Source organism: Stenotrophomonas sp. I18B00994, from assembly GCF_014145825.1.
Lineage (GTDB): Bacteria > Pseudomonadota > Gammaproteobacteria > Xanthomonadales > Xanthomonadaceae > Stenotrophomonas > Stenotrophomonas maltophilia.
In genome coordinates this window covers 87418-112546 of record NZ_JACIUW010000006.1, presented here as the reverse complement: position 1 = coordinate 112546, position 25129 = coordinate 87418, and the positions used below count along the sequence as shown (strand labels likewise).

14 protein-coding genes are annotated in these 25129 nt (G+C 68.6%); 13 read left to right on the top strand and 1 reads right to left on the bottom strand.

Translation table 11 applies throughout. The annotated features are described in order from the left end of the window. Positions 1-17 precede the first annotated feature (17 nt). On the bottom strand, positions 18-2117 hold the full coding sequence (locus H4O10_RS08490; RefSeq protein ID WP_049453428.1) for a glycosyl hydrolase family 18 protein: 2100 nt from the start codon (positions 2115-2117) through the stop codon (positions 18-20). An 814-nt stretch (positions 2118-2931) separates the two neighbouring features. On the opposite strand from H4O10_RS08490, the gene purL reads away from it, so the two are divergent. From purL to H4O10_RS08425, 13 genes are all read left to right on the top strand, one after another. Continuing rightward, positions 2932-6816, top strand: coding sequence for a phosphoribosylformylglycinamidine synthase (purL, locus tag H4O10_RS08485; RefSeq protein WP_176425408.1), 3885 nt, complete (start codon positions 2932-2934; stop codon positions 6814-6816). A gap of 439 nt (positions 6817-7255) precedes the next feature. Further along, entirely contained in the window at positions 7256-14437 is a 7182-nt protein-coding gene (locus H4O10_RS08480; protein WP_088470301.1) for an ESPR-type extended signal peptide-containing protein, read from the top strand. A gap of 157 nt (positions 14438-14594) precedes the next feature. Then, on the top strand, positions 14595-16487 hold the full coding sequence (locus tag H4O10_RS08475; RefSeq protein WP_005408023.1) for a S8 family serine peptidase: 1893 nt from the start codon (positions 14595-14597) through the stop codon (positions 16485-16487). A gap of 137 nt (positions 16488-16624) precedes the next feature. Further along, positions 16625-18346, top strand: coding sequence for a type II secretion system ATPase GspE (gene gspE / locus H4O10_RS08470; RefSeq protein WP_049452130.1), 1722 nt, complete (start codon positions 16625-16627; stop codon positions 18344-18346). Between the two features lie 24 nt (positions 18347-18370). Then, complete coding sequence (locus H4O10_RS08465; RefSeq protein WP_005408025.1) at positions 18371-19591, top strand: type II secretion system F family protein; 1221 nt, start codon at positions 18371-18373, stop codon at positions 19589-19591. Between the two features lie 49 nt (positions 19592-19640). Beyond that, complete coding sequence (gene gspG / locus H4O10_RS08460; protein ID WP_004142831.1) at positions 19641-20084, top strand: type II secretion system major pseudopilin GspG; 444 nt, start codon at positions 19641-19643, stop codon at positions 20082-20084. 6 nt (positions 20085-20090) lie between these two features. Continuing rightward, positions 20091-20585, top strand: coding sequence for a GspH/FimT family pseudopilin (locus H4O10_RS08455; RefSeq protein WP_005412202.1), 495 nt, complete (start codon positions 20091-20093; stop codon positions 20583-20585). Continuing rightward, complete coding sequence (locus H4O10_RS08450; RefSeq protein ID WP_005408027.1) at positions 20582-21007, top strand: prepilin-type N-terminal cleavage/methylation domain-containing protein; 426 nt, start codon at positions 20582-20584, stop codon at positions 21005-21007. Before H4O10_RS08455 ends, H4O10_RS08450 begins: the two co-directional genes overlap by 4 nt. Continuing rightward, on the top strand, positions 21004-21636 hold the full coding sequence (locus tag H4O10_RS08445) for a type II secretion system protein J (RefSeq protein ID WP_005412204.1): 633 nt from the start codon (positions 21004-21006) through the stop codon (positions 21634-21636). Before H4O10_RS08450 ends, H4O10_RS08445 begins: the two co-directional genes overlap by 4 nt. Beyond that, positions 21633-22496, top strand: coding sequence for a general secretion pathway protein GspK (locus H4O10_RS08440; RefSeq protein WP_049452131.1), 864 nt, complete (start codon positions 21633-21635; stop codon positions 22494-22496). Before H4O10_RS08445 ends, H4O10_RS08440 begins: the two co-directional genes overlap by 4 nt. Continuing rightward, the gene (locus H4O10_RS08435) at positions 22493-23638 is read left to right on the top strand and encodes a PilN domain-containing protein (RefSeq protein ID WP_012479115.1); all 1146 of its coding nucleotides are present in this window, start codon (positions 22493-22495) and stop codon (positions 23636-23638) included. Before H4O10_RS08440 ends, H4O10_RS08435 begins: the two co-directional genes overlap by 4 nt. Continuing rightward, positions 23619-24326 (top strand): type II secretion system protein GspM, encoded by a 708-nt coding sequence (gspM, locus tag H4O10_RS08430; protein ID WP_005412207.1) that lies wholly within the window; start codon positions 23619-23621, stop codon positions 24324-24326. The genes H4O10_RS08435 and gspM overlap by 20 nt, the downstream gene beginning before the upstream one ends. Next, the gene (locus H4O10_RS08425) at positions 24316-25122 is read left to right on the top strand and encodes a hypothetical protein (RefSeq protein ID WP_049452132.1); all 807 of its coding nucleotides are present in this window, start codon (positions 24316-24318) and stop codon (positions 25120-25122) included. Before gspM ends, H4O10_RS08425 begins: the two co-directional genes overlap by 11 nt. Positions 25123-25129 lie beyond the last annotated feature (7 nt).

Below are 25129 nucleotides of genomic sequence, written 5' to 3'. Positions count from 1 at the left end.
CATCCCCGGCTTTTTTCTTACTTCAGGCCATCACTGACCGCCTTGGTCAGCGTGCCCTGCGCATCATCACCACTGAACTCCCAGACGAACGCGCCGCCCAGGCCCTGGGTCTTCACGTAACCCATCTTGCGGGTGATGTTGGCCGGGGTGTCGAAGCTCCACAGCGTGCTGCCGTTGTAGATCCAGGTGGCACCGGCGGTGTTGTCGGTGTAGCCCGGCCACGCCAGGTTCTTCAGCACCTTCCAGTCCTCGATGCCGGCTTCATACGTGCCCGGGGCAGCGCCGGTCGCGGTCTGGTACAGGCCGTTGTTGGCGTTGGCCACACCGGTCCAGCCACGCCCGTAGTAGCCGATGCCCAGGTTGAGCTTGGCGGCAGGCACGCCACGGCTGATGAAGGCCTCGATGGCGTCGTTGCTGTTGTACAGCTTCTGGTCGCCGGTGGACGGATCATTCGGCGAATCAAACAGCGCCGACTGGTGATTGGTCTTCGCATCCCACGCGCCGTGGAAGTCGTAGGTCATCACGTTGATGTAGTCCAGGTACGGGTGGTACGCGGCCGGGTCGGTGACGCGGATCTTGTCGATGCCGGCACCCACCGCCACCGTCAGCAGCAGGCCCGGACGCACTGCATCGAGCTGGCGGCGGAACTCGGCCATCAGCGCGGTGAAGTTGGCGTTGTCTTCCGGCTTGCCGCATTCGATGCCGCACGCAACCGGGTATTCCCAGTCGATGTCGATGCCGTCGAACACGCCCAGCGCGGCACCGGCACCACCGGCACCGTCGGTTACCGGTAGGTTGCCCTTGATGTAGGCATCGATGCACGAGGCGACGAAGGCCTGGCGGTTTTCCGGGCGCGCCGCGCTGGAGAAGCCGCGCGACCAGGTCCAGCCACCCAGCGAGATCAGCACCTTCATGCCGGGGTACTTGGCCTTGAGCTGCTTGAGCTGGTTCCAGTTGCCGCGCAGCGGCTGGTCCCAGGTATCGGCGCTGCCGCTGACACTCTCGGCGGCACTGAAGGCCTTGGTGTAGTCGGCGAAGGCATCACCACCGGCACCGCTGTTCGGATCCGATGGCTGTGTGACGCCCACTTCGCAGCGGTTGTTGCGCACGTTGCCGAAGGCGTAGTTGATGTGGGTCAGGCGCGCGGCCGAACCGCTGCTGTCGATGTTCTTGACCCGGTAGTTGCGGCCGTAGATGCCCCACTGGGTGAAGTAGCCGATGACCCGCTTGCCGTTGGTGCCGCCGTCGCCGGCCAGCGTGGTGGCGCTGATCTCGGTGCCCTGCGCGGACGCGTTGCCGGCGTTGTCGCGGGCACGCACACGGTAGCGGTAAGTGGTCGATGCAGTCAGGCCGCCATCGACGTAGCTGGCACTGGATGGTGAACCGACCAGGCTGCCATTGCGGTACACGTCATAGCCGGCCACGCCGCTGCCCCCGGTGTTGTCGGTGGACGGGCTCCAGCTGAGCGCGATGCTGTTGGCGGTACGCGTGCCGACCGCCAGTCCGCCCGGCACGCTCGGTGCGGTGGTATCGCCACCGGCGGCGTTGACGGTGATGGTGATGGTCGCGGTGCTGCTGGTGGCGTTGTTGTTGTCGGTGGCTACCGCGCGCAGGGTGTGGCTGCCGGCGCTGGCATTGGTCCAGCTGGCCGCATACGGCGCACTGGTGGCCACGCCCAGCGTGCTGCCATCGCGGAAGAACTCGACCTTGGCGACGCTGCCGTCCGGATCACTGGCGGTGGCGGTCACGTTGACCGTGCTGCCGGCGCTGAAGGTGGCGCCGTTGGCCGGCGAGGTCAGGCTGACCACCGGCGGCTGGTTGGCGCCGCCGCCATCACAGGCGCCGAGGTTGGTGTAGTAGGGCGCACCGGCCGGATGGTCCGGCGGTGCGTTCCAGATGTCCTGGTTCGCCCGATAGAGGACACCTCCTTTCTGCAGGGTATCGCCGGCCCGGTAGATCTTGGCCTGGTCCCACTGGGCCACGCCGGCACAGCTGGCGGCCTGCGCCAGGCCGGGCAGGGCAGCGGCACCGGCGGCCACGGCAAGCAGCCAGGCCAGGCGGCGGGGACGACAGCTTCGGGTCGCACGTTCGGCACTGCGCACAATCGGGTCGTACATGGGTAAGTCTCCGATCAAAGGGCGCGCGGGCCCCGATGGCGCCGCGCGTGACGCAGGTCCGGGCGTCGCCCGGGAAGGCGACGGGTGGGGCCGGACGGAGGTACCTGGGAGGCCGGGGAGAGAGTCCGGCGCCAGGTGGGGACAACGTTGTCATCAATCGCGTGGTCAATCCGTGAGCAAGCGCATGGTTCCGGGATCCGGATGGAGAGCGGCGCTGCGCGCGGTCGGCGGCCATCGGCGGAGCCCCTCGTGGCTGGTCGGGCGCGAATTCATGGGTTTGGCCGGGTGGGTGGGGTCAGGCGGGGACGCCGTGAACCCGTCCCTGGGGGCTTGGCCGCGGCATCCATGCCGCGGACACCCCGCCTGCCCCCACCCACCCGGCCTCTGACAGGTTCCTGCGCAGTCAGCCACGAAAGGCAGAACAAAAAATCAAAAGCAGAAGCCGGTCGCTGCGCTCTTAAATGCCTGACTTCCGACGTTCCCTTATTGCCGGCCAGCGGCCGGCACTACCGGGGAGCATCCACGCATGGCGTGGATCTACTGCAGATCGCGGAAATCTGTCGAAGGCGGGGGGGGGGGGCCGGTGGCCGGGGTGTCCGCGGCATGGATGCCGCGGCCAAGCCCCCAGGGGCGGGTTTACGGCGTCCCCCGCCACCGGACCCACCCCGCCATCCCACGGGAACCCCGCTTTTGCTTTGGCCGTTGCTGTTGCTGTTGCCCTGGCCTCGGCGGGTGCCGGGCGCCGCCCGGCCAAAGCCCTTCCCCCGCTTCCGGTACAATGTCGGGCCCGTTTCCCAACTACGGTTCCCCGGACATGATGGTCCTCGAGGGCGCGCCCGCCCTGTCGCCGTTCCGCCGCGAACGTCTTGAATCCCGCCTGCAGTCCATCGCTCCCTCCCTGCGCATCAGCGGTGCCTGGCACGTCTACTTCGTGCAGCCCGAAGGCAGCGCCGCTCCCGACCTCGCCACCCTGTGCCGCATCCTCGAAGCTGCGCCGCAGGCAGAAGCCGTGGCCGACGGCGCGGTCAGCCGCATCGTGGTGCCGCGCCTGGGTACGCTGTCGCCGTGGTCGAGCAAGGCCACCGAACTGGTGCGCGGTGCCGGCCAGCCGGTAAGCCGGGTCGAGCGGGGCCTGCGCATCGACGTGCAGGGCTGGCCGGCCGATGCCGACGTGCAGCAGGCGCTGGTCAAGGCACTGCACGACCCGATGACGCAGTCAGTGCTGGAGACCGTGAAGCAGGGCCAGGCGCTGTTCTCGGCGCCCGCCCGCGGCGAACTGGAACGCGTGCCGGTGGACCAGCTGGAGGCCGCCAACGAGCGCCTCGGACTGGCCATGGCCCAGGACGAGATCGATTACCTGCGCGAACGCTTCACCGCGCTGGGCCGCTCGCCGTCGGACGTCGAACTGATGATGTTCGCGCAGGCCAATTCCGAGCACTGCCGCCACAAGATCTTCAACGCCAGCTGGACCATCGACGGCCAGGAGCAGGACCGCTCGCTGTTCCGGATGATCAAGAACACCCACCAGCAGACCCCGCAGCACACGCTCAGCGCGTACAGCGACAACGCCGCGGTGATCGAAGGCCATCCGGCGTCGCGCTACCGCCCGGATCCGGCCAGCGGCGAGTACCGTCGTGAACCGCAGGTGCCCAGCGCGTTCCAGATCAAGGTGGAGACCCACAACCACCCGACCGCCATCGCACCGTTCCCGGGCGCCTCGACCGGCGCCGGTGGTGAAATCCGCGACGAAGGCGCGACCGGCCGCGGCGGCAAGCCGAAGGCCGGCCTGACCGGTTTCTCGGTCTCGCACCTGCGCATTCCCGAGCTGCCGCAGCCGTGGGAAGCGCCGCGCGCGCTGAACCCGCGCATGGCGCCCGCGCTGGAAATCATGACCGATGGTCCGCTCGGCGGCGCCGCGTTCAACAACGAGTTCGGCCGCCCGAACCTGCTCGGCTACTTCCGCAGCTTCGAGCTGCCTGAAGGCGCCGACCTGGTGCGCGCCTACGACAAGCCGATCATGCTGGCCGGCGGCCTCGGCGCCATCGACCGTACCCAGGTCGACAAGATCCAGCTGCAGGCGGGTGATGCGGTCATCGTGCTCGGTGGCCCGGCAATGCTGATCGGCCTGGGTGGCGGTGCCGCCAGTTCGGTGGCCTCCGGCGAAAGCGCCGAGGACCTGGATTTCGCCAGCGTGCAGCGCGACAACCCGGAAATGGAGCGCCGCTGCCAGGAGGTCATCGACCGCTGCGTGGCGATGGGCAGCAACAACCCGATCAAGTTCTTCCACGACGTCGGTGCCGGTGGCCTGTCCAATGCCATCCCCGAGCTGCTGCACGACTCCAAGGTCGGTGGCGTGATCGATCTGGGCAAGGTGCCCACCGATGATCCGTCGCTGTCGCCGATGCAGCTGTGGTGCAACGAATCGCAGGAACGCTACGTGCTCGGCGTCGCCCAGGAGCGCCTGACCGAGTTCGCCGCGCTGTGCGCCCGCGAGCGCTGCCCGTTCGCTGCGGTCGGCGTGGCCACCGCCGAGGAACACCTGGTGGTGGCCTATGGCGCCGTGCCGGGCCACACCCCGGCCGATGCGCCGATCGACCTGCCGATGGACGTGCTGTTCGGCAAGCCGCCGAAGATGCACCGCGATACCGCACACCCGCCGGCACCGCGCTGGCCGGCGCTGAAGACCGCGGGCCTGGACCTGCAGGAAGCGGGCCTGCGCGTGCTTGCGCACCCGACGGTGGCCTCGAAGAACTTCCTGGTCACCATCGGTGACCGCAGCGTCGGTGGTCTGACCGCACGCGAACAGATGGTCGGCCCGTGGCAGCTGCCGGTGGCCGATGTGGCCATCACCGTGGCCGACTTCGACGGCGTGGCCGGCGAGGCGATGTCGATCGGCGAGCGCACCCCGCTGGCCCTGCTCGATGCGGCGGCTTCGGCACGCATGGCCGTGGGCGAAGCGTTGACCAACCTGTGCGCGGCCCCGGTCGATGCGCTGGATGAGATCAAACTGTCGGCGAACTGGATGGCCGCGGCCGGCCACCCCGGCGAAGACGCGCTGCTGTACGACGCGGTGAAGGCCGTGGGCATGGAACTGTGCCCGCAGCTGGACATCAGCATTCCGGTGGGCAAGGACTCGCTGTCGATGCAGGCGCAGTGGCACGACCAGGGCCAAGCGCACAAGAGCGTGTCGCCGGTGTCGCTGGTGATCTCTGCGTTCGCACCGGTCGCCGATGTGCGCCAGCAGCTGACCCCGCTGCTCGACCGCGACGTGGAAAGCGAGCTGTGGCTGATTGGCCTTGGCGCCGGCAAGCAGCGCCTGGGCGGTTCCATCCTGGCCCAGGTGCATGCCGACCACGGTGACCTGCCGGCGTTCGCCGGCGCTGCCCCGGATCTGGACGACCCGCAGCGCCTGCGTGGCTTCTTCGAGCTGATCCGCGATGCGCGCCAGGCCGGCCTGCTGCTGGCTTACCACGACCGCAGCGACGGCGGTGCCTTCGCCGCGCTGTGCGAAATGGCCTTCACGTCGCGCCTGGGGCTGGACATCACCCTCGATGCCTGGGGCGACGATCCATTCCGCAGCCTGTTCAACGAAGAGCTGGGCGCGGTGGTGCAGATCGCACGCGAAGACCGCGCAGCGTTCGCCGACCTGGTCGAGCGCCATGCGCTGACCGAGTGCGCGCAGCGCATCGCCAAGCCGACCACCGCACCGGTGGTGCGCGTGTCGCTGGCTGGCGAGAACCTGGCTGAATGGCGCTGGGAGTCGCTGTTCGACGCATGGTGGTCGGTCACCCACGCGATGCAGAAGCGCCGCGACAACCCGGTCAACGCCGACGCCGAGCGTGAGATCGCCCGTGCCTTCAACGCACCGGGCCTGAAGCCCAAGCTCAGCTTCGACATCAATGAAGACGTGGCCGCCCCGTTCATCAGCACCGGTGCGCGTCCGCGCGTGGCCGTGCTGCGCGAGCAGGGCGTCAACGGCCAGATCGAAATGGCGAACATCTTCGAACGTGCCGGCTTCCGGCCCTTCGATGTGCACATGAGCGACCTGATCGAAGGCCGCGTCGCCCTGCAGGACTTCACCGGCCTGGTCGCCTGCGGCGGCTTCAGTTACGGCGACGTGCTTGGCGCTGGCCGTGGCTGGGCCACCTCGATCCTGGAGCGCAGCGCGCTGCGTGATGCCTTCGCCGCGTTCTTCGCGCGCGAGGACAGCTTCGCCCTGGGCGTGTGCAACGGCTGCCAGATGATGAGCCAGCTGAAGGACATCATTCCCGGTGCCGAACACTGGCCGCAGTTCCGCCGCAATGCCAGCGAGCAGTTCGAAGCCCGTACCGCGCTGCTGGAAGTGGTGGAGTCTCCGTCGATCCTGCTGCGTGGCATGGCCGGTTCGCGCCTGCAGGTGGCAGTGGCGCATGGCGAAGGCCAGGCGGTGTTCGACAACGCGGTCGACCAGGCCGCGGCCCGTGTTTCGCTGCGCTACATCGATGGCCACGGCAACGTCGCCAGCCAGTACCCGCTGAATCCGAACGGTTCGCCGGACGGCATCACCGGCCTGACCAGCAGCGACGGCCGCGTGACCATCATGATGCCGCACCCGGAACGCACCCCGCGCGCGCTCAACATGAGCTGGGCCCCGGCCGAGTGGCAGGGTGATTCGCCGTGGATGCGCATGTTCCGCAACGCGCGGGTGTGGTGCGGCTGATCGCACCACACCGCGCAGGCTTCAATGCCGTTGCGTATGGAAAAACCCGCCGTTGATCGGCGGGTTTTTTCTTTGCGCGTGTGAAAATCCTGATGTACCCGCGAGTTACATGGATTTTCAGGCGACAGGGTTGCGTCACGCGTCGCTAACAAAATCCTTTCATAAACAGGGAAAAGAGTGAACTGCTTCACGGCAATAGGATTTGTCGTGTCAAAGTCTTGACGATCTGCAAAGTTGCCGTTAACACTTGAACCCCGTTTCAGAATCATTCATTTCGCAGTAACCGGTTGGCGCACGCGCTCGGTTTTCTGTCGCTGCGCGCCGTTCGGCAATACCCCGCAGTAAATCACGCGAATAAACGCCCCCAGGGGACGTTGGGCCGGAAAGCCCAGCGGTGGCGTTGCTTTGCCCAAAACCAGTCCAATCAGGAGCCGTACCGATGAATCGGATTTATCGCAAGGTCTGGAACAAAGCATTGGGTCAGTTGGTGGTGGCCTCGGAACTGGCTTCCTCCGACAGCAGCAGCGGTGGGGTCGTCGACCAGCGCCGCGGTGCGACACAGGCCACGCCCGCACTGCTGGCGGTGGCACTGGGCCTGGTATTGGGATTGGGCATGAGTGGCTCTGCCACCGCACAGTCGGTGCAGATCGGCGGTAGCGCCACCTGCGTGGCATTCAGCGGCAAGCTGCTCGAAAAGTGCCTGATCGAAGGCTCGGCCACGGCCAAGGGCAGCAATGCGGTGGCGATCGGCAGCAACAGCAGTGCCAGTGCGGCCAACAGCGTGGCGCTGGGCGCCGGCTCCAAGGCCACGCGTGCCAACACCGTCTCCGTCGGCGATGCCGGCAAGGAACGGCAGGTCACCAATGTCGCCGCAGGCACGCAGGCGACCGACGCAGTGAACAAGGCGCAACTGGACGCGCAGGCGCGCGCCACGCAGGCCGCGCTGGCCGACGTGGCCGCCGACGGCAACCGGTACTTCAAGGCCGACGGCGCAGGCGATGACAGCGACGCGGCGAAGATCGAGGGCGAGGGCGCACTGGCCGCCGGTGCCGGTGCGCAGTCGCTGGCCAACGCCACCACTGCCATCGGTACCCAGGCCATTGCTGCAGGCATCGGCGCCAGCGCATTCGGCCAGGGCGCGCTGGCGATCGGCGATGCCAGCGTGGTGGTCGGGCAAAGCGCAGCAGCGTTCGGCCTTGGCGATACCGCCGTCGGTGCCAGCGCCTACGCCGCCAGCGAAAACGGTGCAGCAACGGCACTGGGTGCACTGTCCGAAGCCACCGCCGATGGCGCGACCGCCGTCGGTGGCGGTGCCGTAGCGATGGGCCCCGGCAGTACCGCATTGGGCCGCGGCGCCACGGCTGCCAACGAAGCCTCGATTGCAGTAGGTGCGTTCAGCACGGCCGTCGGTGAATACAGCACCGCGCTGGGCTCCAATTCGGCCGCGGTCGCTACCGGCAGCGTGGCGTTGGGCGCCGGTTCGCTGGCTGACCGTGTCGATACCGTGTCCGTCGGTGCCGCCGGATATGGCCTGACCCGCCAGATCACCAGCGTTGCCGCCGGCACCGAAGATACCGATGCGGTCAACGTTGGCCAGTTGAAGGATGTTGCCGCAGTGGCCGATGCCACCGCCAAGCGCTTCCAGGCCATCGGCAGCAGCAACAGCGATGCCGGTGCGCTGGCTGAAGGTGACGACGCGCTGGCCGCAGGCGAGGCCGCCAATGCCATCGGCACTGGCACCACGGCGGTCGGTGCCGGTGCCACTGCCGTTGCGCAGAACGCGACTGCGGTGGGCAACAACGCGCTGGCCTCGGGCCAGAACAGCGCAGCATTCGGCAACAACGCGCAGGCCAACGGACCGGGCAGCGTGGCCGTCGGTGGCGCTGCGGTGGATGCCAACGGCAACCCGCTGATCACCAGTGGTGGCGTGCCGGTGGTCACCGGCGCCACCAGTGCCGGCGTGGGTGGCACGGCCGTCGGCGCCAGTGCCGATGCCAGCGGTTTTGCCGCGTCGTCCTATGGCGTGGGGGCCTATGCGTCCGGCGCGCAGGCGTCGGCGTTCGGTGCGGTCTCCAATGCCATCGGTGATTACTCCACGGCATTGGGTACGCAGAGCAATGCCACGGGCACCAGCAGCGTCGCCATTGGTGGCCCGGCCGACCTGATTCCCGGCCTGGGCTTCTTCGTACAGACACAGGCCAGTGGTGAAGCCGCGACCGCGGTGGGTGCCGGCGCCATCGCCAGCGGCGACCGTGCCGTGGCCAACGGCAGCCTCAGCGAAGCCTCCGGCGCCGAAGCCACCGCGGTGGGCTACTTCGCCTATGCGCCGGGCGAGAACGCCAGCGCGCTTGGCGCGCAGACCTGGGCCAGTGGTGCGCAGAGCACCGCAGTGGGCTACTACGCTACGGCACGCGGCGCCAACAGCGTCGCGCTGGGCGCGAACTCCGAAGCGGTGCGTGCCAACAGCGTGGCCGTCGGCAGTGCCGGCAACGAGCGGCAGATCACCAGCGTTGCAGCCGGCAGTGAAGCCACCGATGCGGTGAACAAGGCGCAGCTGGATGCGGTGGCCAGCACTGCCGACAGCACCGCGCGCTTCTTCCAGGCACAGCCTGAAGCTGGCAGTGATGCCGGTGCGCTGGCGGAAGGCGAGGGTGCCATCGCGGCCGGTTCGTCGAGCAATGCGATCGGTGCCGGCGCGGTTGCACATGGCGCGGCCGCGTCGGCCATCGGCGATGACAGCGTGGCGGTGGGCCGCAACAGCACGGCCACCGGCAATGGCGGTGTCGCCATCGGTGGCCTGGGCCAGGCCTACGACGAGTTCAACCAACCCATCATCGGTGCAGATGGCAAGGCGCAGCAGGTGGGTACCACGGCCGTGGCCGATGCCACGGCGGTCGGCAGCGCTGCGCAGGCCAGCGGTGCAGCCAGCAGCGCCTTCGGCAATGCGGCCAAGGCCAGTGGTGACAACAGCTTCGCCGCCGGCGGCAAGTCGCGCGCCACCGGCGCGTATGCGGTGGCGGTGGGTGACAGTGCGTTTGCCAGCAGCGATGACAGTACCGCGGTGGGCGGCTACAGCTGGGCCACCGCCAGCGGCGCCAGCGCCTTTGGTTCCGGTGCGTGGGCGACCGCCACCAATGCCTCGGCGTTCGGCAACGCGGCGTGGGCCAGCGGCGCTGGCGCCACGTCGATCGGTTACAACAGCTGGGCCAACGGAACCAGCGCCACCGCAGTCGGCCGTGGTGCCTTCGGCTATGGCGACAACAGCGTGGCGCTGGGCTTCCAGGCGCTGGGCAACAGCATCAACAGCATCGCCATCGGCACCAACACGGTGGCCGGCGGCGAAAGTGCGATCGCGCTGGGTGCGGGCAGCAATGCCAGTGCCAGCAACGCCGTTGCACTCGGCGCAGGCTCGGTCGCCAACCGCGCACGCACGGTGTCGGTGGGCAGCAGTGGCAACGAGCGCCAGGTCACCAACGTCGCCGCCGGTACCCAGGCCACCGATGCGGTGAACAAGGCACAGCTGGACGCGGTGGCAAGCACCGCCACAACCACCAGCCGCTTCTTCCAGGCCAGCGGTAACGGCCACGATGTGGCGGGTGCGCTGGTGGAGGGCGACAACGCGCTGGCCGCAGGTGATGCGGCCAACGCCATCGGCAATGGCGCCACCGCGCTCGGCAGCGGTGCCAATGCGCTGGCCGGCAACGCGCAGGCGATCGGCTTCAACGCGCTGGCGACCGCCGTCAATGCCAGTGCCGTAGGCGCCAATGCACAGGCCACCGGCGAATACGCCACCGCGCAGGGTGCGGAAAGCGAAGCCAGCGGTGAGCAGAGTGCGGCGTTCGGCGCGGCCAGCATCGCCAGCGGCGCGGGCAGCACCGCCAGCGGTGCCTTGTCCGAAGCCTCCGGCGAAGAAGCCGTAGCCGTGGGCTACTTCAGCAACGCCAGTGGTAGTGGTGCCACCGCGGTCGGCAGCGAGAGTGTGGCCAGCGGCACGGCCGCGGCAGCATTCGGTATCGGTGCCGAAGCCACCGGTGGTTACAGCACCGCCATCGGCGGCTACGCACAGGCTTCGGCCTTCAATGCCACCGCCTTTGGCAACTTCGCCAACGCCTCGGGTTCCAACAGCGTGGCGCTGGGCGGTGATTCGCAAGCGTCCGGCGCCTACAGCACCGCCACCGGCCAGGGCAGCCTGGCCACCGGCACCAACAGCGTCGCCGTCGGCGGCTCGCTGTTCGGCGTGCTGGCTACCGAAGCCTCGGGCAACTACTCCACGGCGGTGGGCGGTGGCGCCTGGTCGGGGGGCATCAACAGCACCGCGCTGGGCAATGCGGCGGAATCGCGCGCGGCCAACAGCGTGGCGCTCGGTGCGGATTCGATTGCGGACCGCGACAACACCGTATCGGTGGGCGGCGGCGGCAACACCCGCCAGATCACCAACGTGGCCGATGGCACGCAGGGCAACGATGCGGTCAACAAGAACCAGCTCGATGCCGTAGCCGCCGCTGCGGAAAAGACCAGCAGGCAGTTCCAGGCCAGTGGCAATGCCGATGGTGAAACCGGCGCGCTGGTGGAGGGTGACAATGCGCTGGCAGCAGGTGATGCGGCCAACGCGATCGGCAACGGTGCCACTGCGCTCGGCAGTGGTGCCAATGCGCTGGCCGCCAACGCCACCGCCGTCGGCATCGATGCGCTGGCGACCGGCACCAACGCGGCGGCACTGGGCAACACCGCACAGGCCACCGGCGAGGACAGCCTGGCCCTGGGCAGCGGCGCCAGCGCCAGCGAAGTGGGGACAAGCGCGGCGGGCGCGCGTGCACAGGCAAGCGGTGTCTACAGCACCGCCAACGGTACCGAATCCAACGCCAGTGGCGCACAGTCCCTTGCCAGCGGCTTCCGCAGCGCGGCCTCCGCCGATGGCACCACAGCGGTGGGTGGCTATGCCGAAGCGACCGGTCGCCTTGGCACCGCACTCGGCTACGGCTCGGCTGCCAGCGGTGCCAACACCACGGCGGTGGGCTTCGGGGCCGCGGCGGCGGGCACCGGCGCGGTTGCGGTGGGTCAGTCGAGTGAAGCCAGCGGTGCGGAAAGCGTGGCGATCGGCGGCAGCACCTTCTTCGGCCTGATTCCGTCGCGCGCCAGTGGCACCGGTGCGGCAGCATTCGGTGCCGGTGCATGGGCCACCGAGGATTACGCTACCGCCATCGGCTGGAATGCCTGGTCGGCAGGCACCAACGCCACGGCGCTCGGTGCCAATGCCACCGCCAATGGCAGCAACAGCGTTGCGCTCGGTGCCGGTTCCAAGGCTGACCGCGACAACACGGTGGCCGTTGGCAAGGCCGGCAGCGAACGCCAGGTCACCCACGTTGCAGCCGGTACCGAAGCCACCGATGCGGTGAACAAGGGCCAGCTCGACGCCGTTGCCAGTGTCGCCGACAAGACCAGCCGGCAGTTCCAGGCCAGGGGCAATGCCGATGGCGAGGCCGGTGCACTGATCGATGGTGAAAATGCGCTGGCGGCCGGCAATGCGGCCAATGCGATTGGCAACGGCGCGACCGCGCTGGGCAGCGGCGCCAACGCCATGGCCACCAACGCCACGGCGGTTGGCTTCGATGCACTGGCCACCGGCAACAACGCTGCCGCACTGGGCAATGCTGCGCAGGCCAGTGGTGTCGACAGCGTTGCGCTGGGCAGCGGCGCCAGCGCCAGTGAAACCGGCGCCAGCGCCACTGGCGCCGGAGCCCAGGCCAAGGGCCCCTACAGCACGGCCAACGGTGCGCAGGCCACGGCTACCGGCACGCAGTCGCAGGCCAATGGTTTCCGCGCCAGTGCCTCGGCCGATGGCGCTTCGGCGCTGGGCAGCTATGCCGAAGCCAGCGGCCGCCTGGGTACTGCGGTCGGTTACGGCAGCAAGGCCACCGGTTTGAATGCCACGGCGGTGGGTGTCAGTGCCAACGCTTCGGCTGCCGGCAGTGTCGCACTGGGTGGAGGCTCGGTGGCCGATCGTGCCAATACCGTGTCCGTCGGCAGTGCCGTCAACAACCGGCAGGTCACCAATGTCGCCAACGGTACCGAAATCAATGACGCAGTGAATCGCGGGCAGCTGGACGCCGTTGCGTTCACCGCCAACACCACCAACCGATATTTCCGCGCCAATGGCACGGGAACCGCGAACGCCATCGGTACCGATTCGGTAGCGATGGGCTCGGTGGCCAATGCGGCGGGCGCACGCAGCATCGCGCTGGGTGCCAATGCCACGGTGTCTGCCTCCGGCGCACTGGCCGTTGGCGCCGGTGCGGGTGCGGCCGGCGTCAACTCGGTTGCAATCGGTGCTGGAGCGCGTGCGCTGGATGCCAATGTTGTGTCGGTGGGCAGTGGCAACCCCACCGATGGCCCGGCCACCCGCCGCATCGTCAACGTGGCTGATGGCCGCATCGCTGCCGGCAGCAGTGACGCGGTGACCGGTTCCCAGCTCAATGTCACCAACCAGCGCGTGGGCGCGGTGGAAACCCGCGTCGGTGATTTCGATTCGCGCATCGCCACGGTGGAGACCACGGCGGCCAGTGCGGTCGGCTACGACGACGCCAGTCGTGACCGCCTGACCCTGTCCGGCTTCCAGGGCACCACCATCGACAATGTCGGTGCCGGCAGCATCGCCGCTGGCAGCCGCCAGGCGATCAATGGCGGCCAGCTGTTCCAGTCGCTCAGCGATGCCGCCAGCTTCCTCGGCGGCGGTGCCAGCGTCGGCATGCAGGGCGTATTCGTGGCACCGAACTATGTGATCCAGGGCGCCACCTACAGCAACGTCGGCGATGCATTGGGTGCGCTGGACCGCAAGGTCAGTGAGATTGACCGCCGTACTGCAGGTGGCACGCGTGCAGGTGCTGCCAGCCTGCGCGCAATGAGTGCCTCCCTGGATGAAAGCGCACTGGCCAGCGTTGCCGAAGCACCGGCGGCGGCCGATGCAGCACCGGCCAGCAGCGCACGCGTGCAGGGCACGCCGACCGCTGCGGCGGCGGGCGCGGGCATCCCGGTGGGCACCCCGGCATCGGGCCTCAACGCGGTCGCCATGGGCGACGGCGCAGTGGCCAGCGGCGCCTCGTCCACCGCCATCGGCCAGGGTGCCAATGCCACCGCTGCGAACGCGGTGGCGCTGGGCCAGGGCTCGGTCGCTGATCGTGCCAACACGGTCTCGGTGGGCAGCGAAGGCAACGAACGCCAGGTCACCAACGTGGCAGCCGGTACCACCGCCACCGATGCGGTCAACAAGGGCCAGCTCGATCGTGGCATGGCTACCGCCAACAGCTACACCGACAGCCGCGTCCAGGCCGTCGCCGACAGCTTCGATGTGTTCAAGGGCGAGATCGACGGACGCCTGCGCCACATGGATCGCCGCATCGACCGCCAGGGCGCGATGAGCGCGGCGATGCTCAACATGGCCACCAGTGCTGCCGGCATCCGTACCCAGAACCGGGTCGGCGTCGGCATCGGCTTCCAGGGCGGTGAATCGGCACTGTCGCTGGGTTACCAGCGCGCGATCAGCGATCGCGCCACGGTGACGTTCGGCGGCGCCTTCAGCAGCGACGACAGCTCGGTCGGCGTCGGTGCCGGCTTCGGCTGGTAAGCCACTCCATCGCGCCGGCGGCCACCCACGCCGGCGCAGCACCTGCAACGAGGGCCTGGGGGGAGGTCACGGCAATCCCGGCTGGGCCGGCCGGGAGTCGTCAAGGAATGATGGCCGCAGTGTTGGTTCGATCCATGACCCAGAAGAGGAATTCGACGTGATCAAGAAGCAGAACCTTCGCATCAATGTGTTGGCAGCCGCCGTGCTGTCGCTGACCGGTGTTGGCCTGGCACAGGCCGCCGACCTGAAAGCAAATGCGCCGTTGTCCGGCCCGAAGACGCAGCAGGTTGATGGCATCATCGTGAAGTACCGCGCTGGCAGCGCCGCAGCTGCCGATGCGAACGCCAAGCTGGCCGTGGTCAACTCGGCCATCGCCCGCGCCGTGCCGGCAGGTACCAACGCGGCTGCGCGCAGTGCCGCGCTGCGCCCGCAGGTGGCCCGCAAGCTGGGCATCGGTGCCGATCTGATCCGCCTGCAGGGAGGGATCGCGCGCGCCGAACTGGACAAGGTGCTGGGCGAACTGAAGGCTGACCCGACCGTCGAATATGCGGTGGCCGACGCCATCATGTATCCGATCGATGCCGCGTCGTCGCCGCGTGCGGACGCCGTCGCGAAGTCCGATGCGTCGCCCAGCTTCGTGCCCAACGATCCGTACTACCAGAGCCACAACTGGCACTTCCACAACCCGGTCGGTGGCGTGAACGCACCGGCCGCATGGGACGTCTCGCAGGGCGAGGGCATCGTGGTGGCCGTGCTCGATACCGGCATCCTGCCCGAGCACCCGGATTTCGCCGCCGGCACCCTGCTGGAGGGCTACGACTTCATCAGCCAGGCCAGCCGCTCGCGTCGTGCCGCCGATGGCCGCGTGCCGGGTGCACTCGACTACGGTGACTGGATGCCCACCGCCAATGCCTGCTACGACGGTTCGCCGGTACGCGACAGCAGCTGGCACGGTACCCATGTGACCGGCACCATCGCCGAGGCCACCAACAACGGCCTGCATACCGCCGGCCTGGCCTACAAGGCCAAGGTGTTGCCGGTGCGCGTGCTCGGCTACTGCGGTGGCACCCTGTCGGACATCACCGACGCCATCACCTGGGCCTCGGGCGGGACCGTGGCCGGCATCCCTGCCAACCAGAATCCGGCCGAGATCATCAACATGAGCCTGGGCGGCTCCGGCAGCTGCGATCCGGCCTACCAGGCGGCCATCACCGGTGCCACCAACCGCGGTACCCTGGTGGTGGTGGCAGCCGGCAACGACTCGATGAATGTCGCCAACGCCCGCCCGGCCAACTGCGATGGCGTGGTCTCGGTCGGCGCGACCGGCATCACCGGCGCCATGGCCTACTACTCCAACTTCGGTACCCGCATCGATCTGTCCGGCCCGGGCGGTGGCGTCACCGACGGCAATCCGAACGGCTATGTCTGGCAGGCGGTGTCCAGCAGCAAGACGTCGCCGCCGGCAGCCGGTTCCACCGAGGGTTACACCCTTGGCGGCAAGGCCGGCACGTCGATGGCGGCACCGCATGTGGCTGCCGTCGCCGCGCTGGTGCAGAGCGCGTTGATCGCCGCCAACCGCGACCCGCTCGCACCGGCGGGCATGCGTACCCTGCTGAAGGAAACGGCGCGTCCGTTCCCGGTCAGCATTCCGTCCGCCACCCCGATCGGTACCGGCATCGTCGATGCCAAGGCCGCGCTGGACAAGGCCCTGGAAGAGCCGTGCACCGAGAACTGCGGGCCGGTGGCCAAGCCGCTGACCAACAAGGTGGCCATCGGCGGGTTGAGTGGTGCCGCCGGCAGCAGCGTGCTTTACAGCTTCGAAGCCGCGGCAGGCAAGCAGCTCAGCGTCATCACCTATGGTGGCACCGGCAACGTGTCGGTCTACCTGGCCAAGGGCCGCGAGCCGAGTGCCACCGACAACGATGCGCGCTCGACCCGTCCGGGCACCTCGGAAACGGTGCGGGTGACGGCACCGACTGCCGGCACCTACTACATCAAGGTGGTGGGCGAGGCGGCTTACAGCGGTGTGAGCATTCTCGCCACGCAGTAAGCGCGCAATGCGGTAGTTGAATGGCCGAAGCCCGTCACCCGCATGTGACGGGCTTCGTCTTTTTACGAAAGCGGGCGGCGGGGCGACGGAAATCACGACGTAACTGCTAAAGTCGAGCCGATTGACAGGAGAGTCACGTGAACGCCCTTGCTGCAACCGCTGCCGACGACGCCGAAGGCCGCATCCTGGATGCGTTGTTGGCGCGTGGCCGCCTCAAGGAGAGCGATCTTGCACGGGCACGGCCGCTGCACGCGGAGGCCGGCGGCAGCCTGCTTGGCCTGCTGGTGCGGCTGGGGCTGGTGTCCGAACGTGACCAGGCGCAGGCCAGCGCCGAGGTGCTGGGCCTGCCGCTGCTGGATGGCAAGCAGCTGCCGGATTCACCGCCCCAGGGTCTGGCCGAGGGCCTGCCGCTGTCCCTGCGTTTCCTCAAACAGTTCCATGTATGCCCGCTGGCGCTGGATGAACAGGGTGTACGGCTGTGGCTGGCCGATGCCCACGATCCCTATCCGCAGCAGGCTGTGCAGCTGGCACTTGGCGTACCGGTGACCCCGGTGCTGGGCATGCGTGCGGAGATCGATGATCTGGTCGAGCGCTGGTTCGGCCAGGGCCGCAGCGCGATGGGCGCGATTGTTGAAACCGCAGACGGCGAGGGCGGCGCGGTCGACGATATCGAGCACCTGCGCGACCTGGCCTCGGAAGCGCCGGTGATCCGCCTGGTCAACCTGGTGATCCAGCGTGCGGTGGAACTGCGCGCTTCGGACATCCATGTCGAACCGTTCGAGAGCCGGTTGAAGGTGCGTTACCGTGTCGATGGCGTACTGGTGGAGGGCGAAAGCCCGCCGGCCAACCTCACCGCAGCGGTGATCAGCCGCATCAAGATCATGGCCCGCCTCAACATCGCCGAGCGCCGCCTGCCGCAGGACGGCCGCATCATGCTGCGCGTGCAGGGCAAGGAGCTGGACCTGCGCGTAAGCACGGTGCCGACCGCGCACGGCGAAAGCGTGGTGATGCGCCTGCTCGACCGCGAAACGGTGGTGTTCGATTTCCATCGTCTCGGCTTTACCGATGCGTTCCTGCCGCAGTTCCGCAAAGTGCTGGAACAACCGCACGGCATCCTGCTGGTCACAGGCCCGACCGGTTCGGGCAAGACCACCACGCTGTACACCGCGCTGAGCCGGCTCAACACCGCCGACGTCAAGATCATCACGGTGGAAGATCCGGTCGAGTACCAGATCGAGGGCATCAACCAGATCCAGGCCAAGCCGCAGATCGGCCTGGACTTCGCCAACGCACTGCGCAGCATCGTGCGCCAGGACCCGGACATCATCATGATCGGCGAAATGCGCGACCTGGAAACCGCGCGCATCGCGATCCAGTCGGCGCTGACCGGCCACCTGGTGCTGTCCACCCTGCACACCAACAATGCGGCCGGCGGCATCACCCGCCTGCTCGACATGGGCGTGGAGGACTATCTCCTCACGTCCACCATCAACGGCATCCTGGCCCAGCGCCTGGTGCGTCGGCTGGAGCCGACCCACGCCGAGCGCTATGAAGCCTCGCCGGAGGAGATCGAGCGTTTCGAGCTGCGCCGCCTGCAGCCGGAAGGGCCGATCCATCTATACCGCCCGAAGCCTTCGGCACTGGCGCCGACTGGTTACCTGGGCCGCACCACCATCATGGAATTCCTGGTGATGAACGACGCGCTGCGGCGTGCGGTGATGCGCCGCGATGGCATGGGCGAGATCGAACGCATCGCCCGTGAAGCCGGCATGCGCACCATGTACGAGGATGGCCTGGCCAAAGCACTCAGCGGCCAGACCACCATCGAGGAAGTGCTGCGCGTGACCGAGGAAAGCTGATGCGCGCAGGACGCCGGGGCTGACATGCCGAACTACCGCTACAAAGCGCTCAATTCGCACGGCGAGATATTCGACGGGCAGATGGAAGCCGCCAGCGAGGCCGAACTGGTCGCGCGCCTGCAGGATCAGGGCCATCTGCCGATGGAGACCCAGCTGGCAGATGGCGGCGTGGTCGGCGGCAGCAGCTGGCGCACGCTGCTGCGCCAGCGCCCGTTGCAGGGCGCGGCGCTGCTGCAGTTCACCCAGCAGCTGGCGACCCTGCTTGGTGCGGGCCAGCCGCTGGACCGTGCACTGTCGATCCTGCTCGGGCTTCCGGAAGACGAACGCTCGCGGCGTGCGATCACCGACATCCGCGACGTGGTGCGCGGCGGTGCGCCGCTGTCGACCGCGCTGGAGCGCCAGCACGGCCTGTTCTCGCGCCTGTACGTGAACATGGTGCGTGCCGGCGAGGCGGGTGGCAGCCTGCACGAGACCCTGCAGCGGCTGGCCGACTACCTCGAACGCAGCCGCGCGCTGCAGGGCAAGGTGATCAACGCACTGGTCTATCCGGCCATCCTGCTGGTGGTGGTGGGCGGTGCGCTGCTGTTCCTGCTCGGTTACGTGGTGCCACAGTTCGCGCAGATGTACGAAAGCCTGGACGTGGCGCTGCCGTGGTTCACCAATGCGGTGCTGCAGCTGGGCCTGTTCGTGCGCGACTGGTGGGTGCTGCTGCTGGTAGTGCCCGCACTGCTGGCATTGTTCTTCGAACGCAAGGTACGGCAACCGGCGTTCCGGCTGGCGCTGGATGGATGGCTGCTGCAGCGTCGCGGCATCGGCCGCCTGCTGGGCGAACTGGAAACCGCGCGGCTGGCGCGCACGCTGGGCACCCTGCTGCGCAATGGCGTGCCGCTGCTCGGGGCGCTGGGCATCGCACGCAACGTGCTGGGCAACCGCGCGCTGGCCGCTGATGTGGAAGCGGCCGCCGACGAAGTGAAGAACGGTGCCGGCCTGTCGCTGGCACTGTCGCGCGGCAAGCGTTTCCCGCGCCTGGCCCTGCAGATGATCCAGGTCGGCGAGGAATCCGGTGCCCTCGATACCATGCTGCTGAAAGCTGCCGACACGTTTGAACAGGACAGCGCCCGTCGCATCGACCGCCTGTTGGCCGCGATGGTGCCGGCGATCACCCTGGTGCTGGCCTCGGTGGTCGGTGCGGTGATCGTCGCCGTGCTGGTGCCGTTGTACGACCTGACCAATGCCATCGGCTGATGATGGCTCCCTACGCAACCCCGACACTCCGCAACTGAAAGGACCGACCATGATTGCTTCCCGTCGACCGATCCGCCTTTCCTTCACTGCCGCGCGCAACCAGTCGGGCATGAGCCTGCTGGAGATCATCATCGTCATCGTGCTGATCGGCGCGGTGCTGACCCTGGTCGCCAGCCGCGTGCTGGGCGGTGCCGATCGTGGCAAGGCGAACATCGCCAAGGCCCAGGTGCAGACCGTTGCCTCCAAGGTCGACAACTACCAGATCGATACCGGCAAGCTGCCTGGCTCGCTCAACGATCTGGTGACCGCACCGGCAGGTGTCGGCGGCTGGCTGGGCCCGTACGCCAAGCCGGCCGACCTGAATGACCCGTGGGGCCACGCGCTGGAGTACCGCGCGCCGGGCGAAGGCCAGCCGTATGAACTGATCAGCCTGGGCAAGGACGGCAAGGCCGGCGGCAGCAGCGTCGACGCTGACATCCGCTACCAGCCGTAACCGGGCATGACGCATTTCCTGCCGCGCCGGCTGCCTCGCCCGCGCCTGCACGGCAGGCGCGCAGCGGGCCTGTCGCTGCTGGAAATGCTGCTGGTGATCGCGCTGATCGCCGCGATCGGCCTGATCACCGCTGCGGGTCTGTCGCGCGGCTTTGCCGGCATGCAGCTGCGCAGCGCCGGCAAGGACATCGCCAACCAGCTGCGCATGGTGCGCGCCCAGGCCATCGCGCGCGGTGAGCCGCAGCGCTTCGTGATCGAACCGGCGCGTCGCCGTTGGCAGGGGGCCAACCAGCGGCAGGGCGATGTGCCGACGCAGCTGCAGGTGCAGTTCGAAGGTGCCGCGCAGCTGGCCACCGCGCCGGGGCAGGGCGTGATCGAGTTCCATCCCGATGGTGGCTCCAGTGGTGGCCGCATCCGCCTGCAACGTGAGGGCGCCGAATGGCGCATCGATGTCGGCTGGCTGACCGGCGAGGTCCGCTCCGGCCCGTGGCAGGCGCCATGAAGCGGCAGGCGCGTGGTTTCACGTTGCTGGAAGTGATCATCGCCTTCGCCTTGCTGGGCCTGGCGCTGACGCTGCTGCTGGGCAGCCTGTCAGGTGGCGCGAAACAGGTCCGGGAGGCCGAGCTGCGCACGCGTGCGGTGCTGCATGCGCAGTCATTGCTGGCCGAAGCCGGTGTCGCCGCGCCATTGCAGGTGGGCAGCCAGCAGGGCGACTGGGAACAGGGCCGATACCATTGGGAGCTGCAGGTACAGCCATGGGTCGAGCCGCGTGCCGCCAACGCGGTACAGGCACAGGCGCAATCGCCGGGGGCTCCCTGGCTGGCCGAGCTGCAGCTTCAGGTGCGCTGGGGCGAAGGCGAACGCGAACAACTGCGCTGGCGCAGCCTGCGCCTGCTGCCGCCGGACCTGGAGAGCGCGCGATGAAGCGACGCGCCGCAGGATTTACCCTGGTGGAAGTGATGTTGGCCACGGTGCTGTTGGCCGGTGGCCTGGCGTTGGCCTTTGCCAGCGTGCGCTCGGCGATGGCGGTGAGCCAGCGTGGCGAGCAGATTGCCGCCGAGAGCGAACGCATGCGTGCGGTCGAGGCTCTGCTGCGGCGGCAGCTGGCCGGTGCGCTGCGCACGCCGCTGGAAGTGCCCGATCCCACCCGCGAACCGATCTTCTTCCAGGGCGAAGAGCAACGCATGCTGTTCGCGGCCGATCTACCGGGCTATCTGGGCCGTGGCGGTGCCTACCTGCACGCACTGCAGGTGGATGGCCGCAGCGGCCAGCAACGCCTCCTGCTCGACCTGGTGCTGCTGCAGGAGGGCGAGCGCATCGCCGAAACTCCGCCGCGCCCACCGGAGGTGCTGGTGGAGAACCTCAAGTCGGTGCAACTACGCTATCGCGGCATCGATGCCAGCACCGGGCAGGTGACTGATTGGACGCCGCGCTGGGATGACACCCGGCGCCTGCCGATGCTGGTGGAGATCCAGATCGTGCCCGCCAAGGGCGCTCCCTGGCCTGCACTGGTGGTCGCTCCGCGCGCGGGCGGCAGTGGAGGAGCGCGATGAGCCGGGCGCACGGCGCGGCGCTGGTACTGGTCCTGTGGCTGATCGCCCTGATGACGGCGCTGGTGGGCGCGTTCGCGTTGAGCGCGCGGGTCGAGCACCTGCAGCAGCGGGTGCTGGATGATGATGCGCGAGGCCAGGAGCGTGCACGGGCGGGACTTGAGTACGCGCTGACGCGCCTGTCCGCCGATCCGCAGCGGGCGCCCTGGCGCGCCGATGGCCGTGTCTATCGCTGGCAGTTCGATGACGCCAGCATCGAGATCAAGGTGCTGGACGAGAACGGCAAGATCAACCTGAACCTGGCCGACGTGGCTCTGCTGAGCGCCTTCCTCAAGGCGCTGGGTGAAGACGAAGCGCAGGCCCGCCAGCTGGCCGGCGCGATCGTCGACTGGCGCGACGAGGACAGCCTGCTGCAGCCCGGCGGCGGTGCCGAAGCGCCCGACTATGCCGCGGCAGGCCTGCCCTATGGCCCCCGCAACAAGCGTTTCGAGACGCTGGGCGAGCTGCAGCGGGTACTCGGCATGCGCGGCCCGCTGTACCAGACCATGCTGCCGCACCTGACCCTGTACAGCCGCCAGGCGCGCCCGGATCCCCAGTTTGCCAGCGCGCCGGTGCTGACCGCACTGGGCCTGGATGCGGATACCGTGCTGGCGCAGCGCGCACAGCAGGAGCGTGACGCAGATACCGCTGGCGGTGCGACAACGCTTGCCAGCAGCAGCGGCACCTATAGTATCGAGTCTCGTGCAACCGACGGCAGTGGACGCCGGTCGGTGTTGCAGGCAGTGGTACGCAATGGCTCGGGCGGGGTTCCCGGGCGGTCCTACACAGTGCTTCGCTGGGAGCAGGGAATGACAGCAAGATGACGGCATGGCAGGACAGTGTGCGGCAGGTACAGGGCCGGATCGGCCCTGGCGCCGGCCGTTTCCTGCGCTGGTGGCGGCAATCGCTGCTGGCCTGGGTGCCGGCACGTTGGCAGTGGGCACTGGGCTGGGCACAGGCGCGCCTGCTGCTGCAGCGCGAAGGCGACCACCTTCAGGTCTGGCGTGAGGCGGGGGAGCGCCGCGAACCGGTCGTACGGCTGCCGTGGCCGCTGTCCCCGGCCGAACTGGATCGCGTGCTGGAAGCCCGCCTGCGCAGCTTGCCGCGGGTGTGGCTGCTGCCGGCAAGCGATGTGCTGCGCCGGCAGCTGCGCCTGCCGGCGGCGGCGGCGGACCGTCTGCGTGCGGTGGTCGGTTTCGAGATCGACCGGCAGACGCCTTTCGAATCCAGCCAGGTCAGCTATGACGTGCGTGAACGTGGCGCGGCGGGCGAGGGCCAGCTGCAGGTCGAACTGGTGGCCTGGCCGTTGCGGCAGCTCGAGGCCTGGCGCAGCAACGTGGGCCAATGGGCCGATGCACTGTCCGGTGTCGATGCCATTGATGCGCAGGGCAACATTCTGCAGGTGAACCTGCTGCCGCCCGCGCAGCGTCAGCTGCAGGCCGACCCGATGCGGCGCTGGAACCTTCTGCTGGCCGTGGCCGCGGTGGTGATGCTGGTGCTGTCTGGCCTGCAGGTGCTGGACAATCGCCGCGCGGCAGCCGACGAACTGCGTGCCCAGGTGGAGCGCAGCGCGCGCAGTGCGCGTGGCGTGGCCAGCGAACGTGCCCAGCTGCAGGCGCTGATCGACGGTGCCGCGTTCCTTGAAAAGCAGCGCGGCCAGCGCGCGGGTACGGTGGAGATCTGGAACGAACTGACCCGGCGCCTGCCGGAGGGAACGTACCTGGAAAAACTGGCCATCGAGAACAACAACCTGCAGCTGATCGGCCTGAGCCGCGAGGCCTCGCAGCTGGTGCAGCTGCTGCAGGATGCGCCGCAGTGGCGCAAGGTCAACCTGACCGGCGTACTGCAGGCCGATGGCGCCGCCAGTGGCCGCGACCGCTTCACCATGACCGCTGAACTGCAGCCGTTGCCGGCGGCAGCCCCGAACCGGGAGGCGGCCGATGCCGATGCCAAGCGCACGCCGTGACCGCTGGCTGGCACTGGCACTGTTGCTGGCAGTGCTGGGCCTGGCCTACCTGCTGCTGGTGCACCCCTGGTTCACCCAGCCGCTGCGCGAAATCGATGCTGATGTCGCCGCCCTGCGCGAGCGCGAGCAGCGCGTGCAGGCGCAGCTGCAGCAGCAGCCGCAGATCGAACAGCGCCTGCGTGCCACCCGCGAGGCACTGCAGCAGCGGCCGGGCTTCCTGCGCGAGGCCACCGCCGAGGCTGCAGCCGCTGCGCTCGGCGCGAAGCTGCAGGATGCGGTGGCGATGGCCAGCCCGGGCAACCGCAGCTGCACCATCAGCAACCGCACGCCGCTCACCGACAACCGCCGCGACGCCGAGTTCGTGCGCGTCGCCATGCAGGTGCGCCTGCGCTGTGGCGTGGCCGAACTGGCCACGGTGCTGCACAGCCTGGAGACCGGCAGCCCGCGCCTGTTCGTCGACAACCTCAACCTGATCGCGCAGCGCTTCCAGCAGTCGCCGAATGAATCCGGGCTTGGCCTGGATGTGTCATTCGAACTGGCCGGTTACCTGCTGCCCGGTGCAGCAGCCGATGGCAGTGCGCCGACGCCTGCCGCCGAACCGGTGTCCGCGCCGCAGCCGCCTTCAGCGCCACCCGCCCCCGCACCGGCGGCGCCGGTCGAGGGACAGGAGGTCGCTGATGAAACTTGAGCAGATCAGCCTGCGCACCGGTTTCCTGCTGGCCCTGGCCGGTTGGGCTGCGGCGGTCTGGCTGGCCACCGGCTTCGGTCTGGGTAGCCAGTTGCCAGGTGCGGATGGCGATGCCGATGCGGTGCCTTCGCTGCCGGTGCTGCCGCCGTTGGCCGCAGAACGCATGCCCAGCGCCGACAGCTACAGCGCGATCGGCGAGCGACCGCTTTTCGCCGAGGACCGCAGGCCGAAGCCCTACCTGCTCGGTGGCAGCGAGCCGGCCGCCAGCGCCGCGCTGCGCCTGACCGGCGTGCTGTTGACCGGCGACTTCGGCATGGCCACCTTCACCACCGAACAGAACCGTTCGCTGCGGCTGCGCCTCAACGGCGAAGCGGTGGACGGTTGGCAACTTGTGGGGCTTGCGCCGCGCCAGGCCACGGTGATCGGCCCAAGCGGCAGCCAGGTGCTGGAACTGGCCGTGTTCAATGGCCAGGGCGGCGAGCCGCCCACCGTACTGCGGGGTGCCAATGGCGCGCCGCCGGCGGGTGCGGTCGTTGTGCCACCGCCGGCGGGTGCACCGCCGATGCCATCCCCACCTCCGGCTGCTGCAACCGCAACCGCAACCGCAACCGCGCAGCCGCAGCCCGCCAGCAGCGTGCCATCAGCCGCCGCCGCGGCACCTCCTGCCAACACCAATGGCCCCAGCGAAGCGCAGATGCAGGCCATCCGCGAACGCATCCAGGCCCGTCGCCGCCAGCTGCAGCAACAACAGCAGCAACAACCGTCGCCGCCCCCGGGCGATGGCACCAACCGATAGAGTGAAT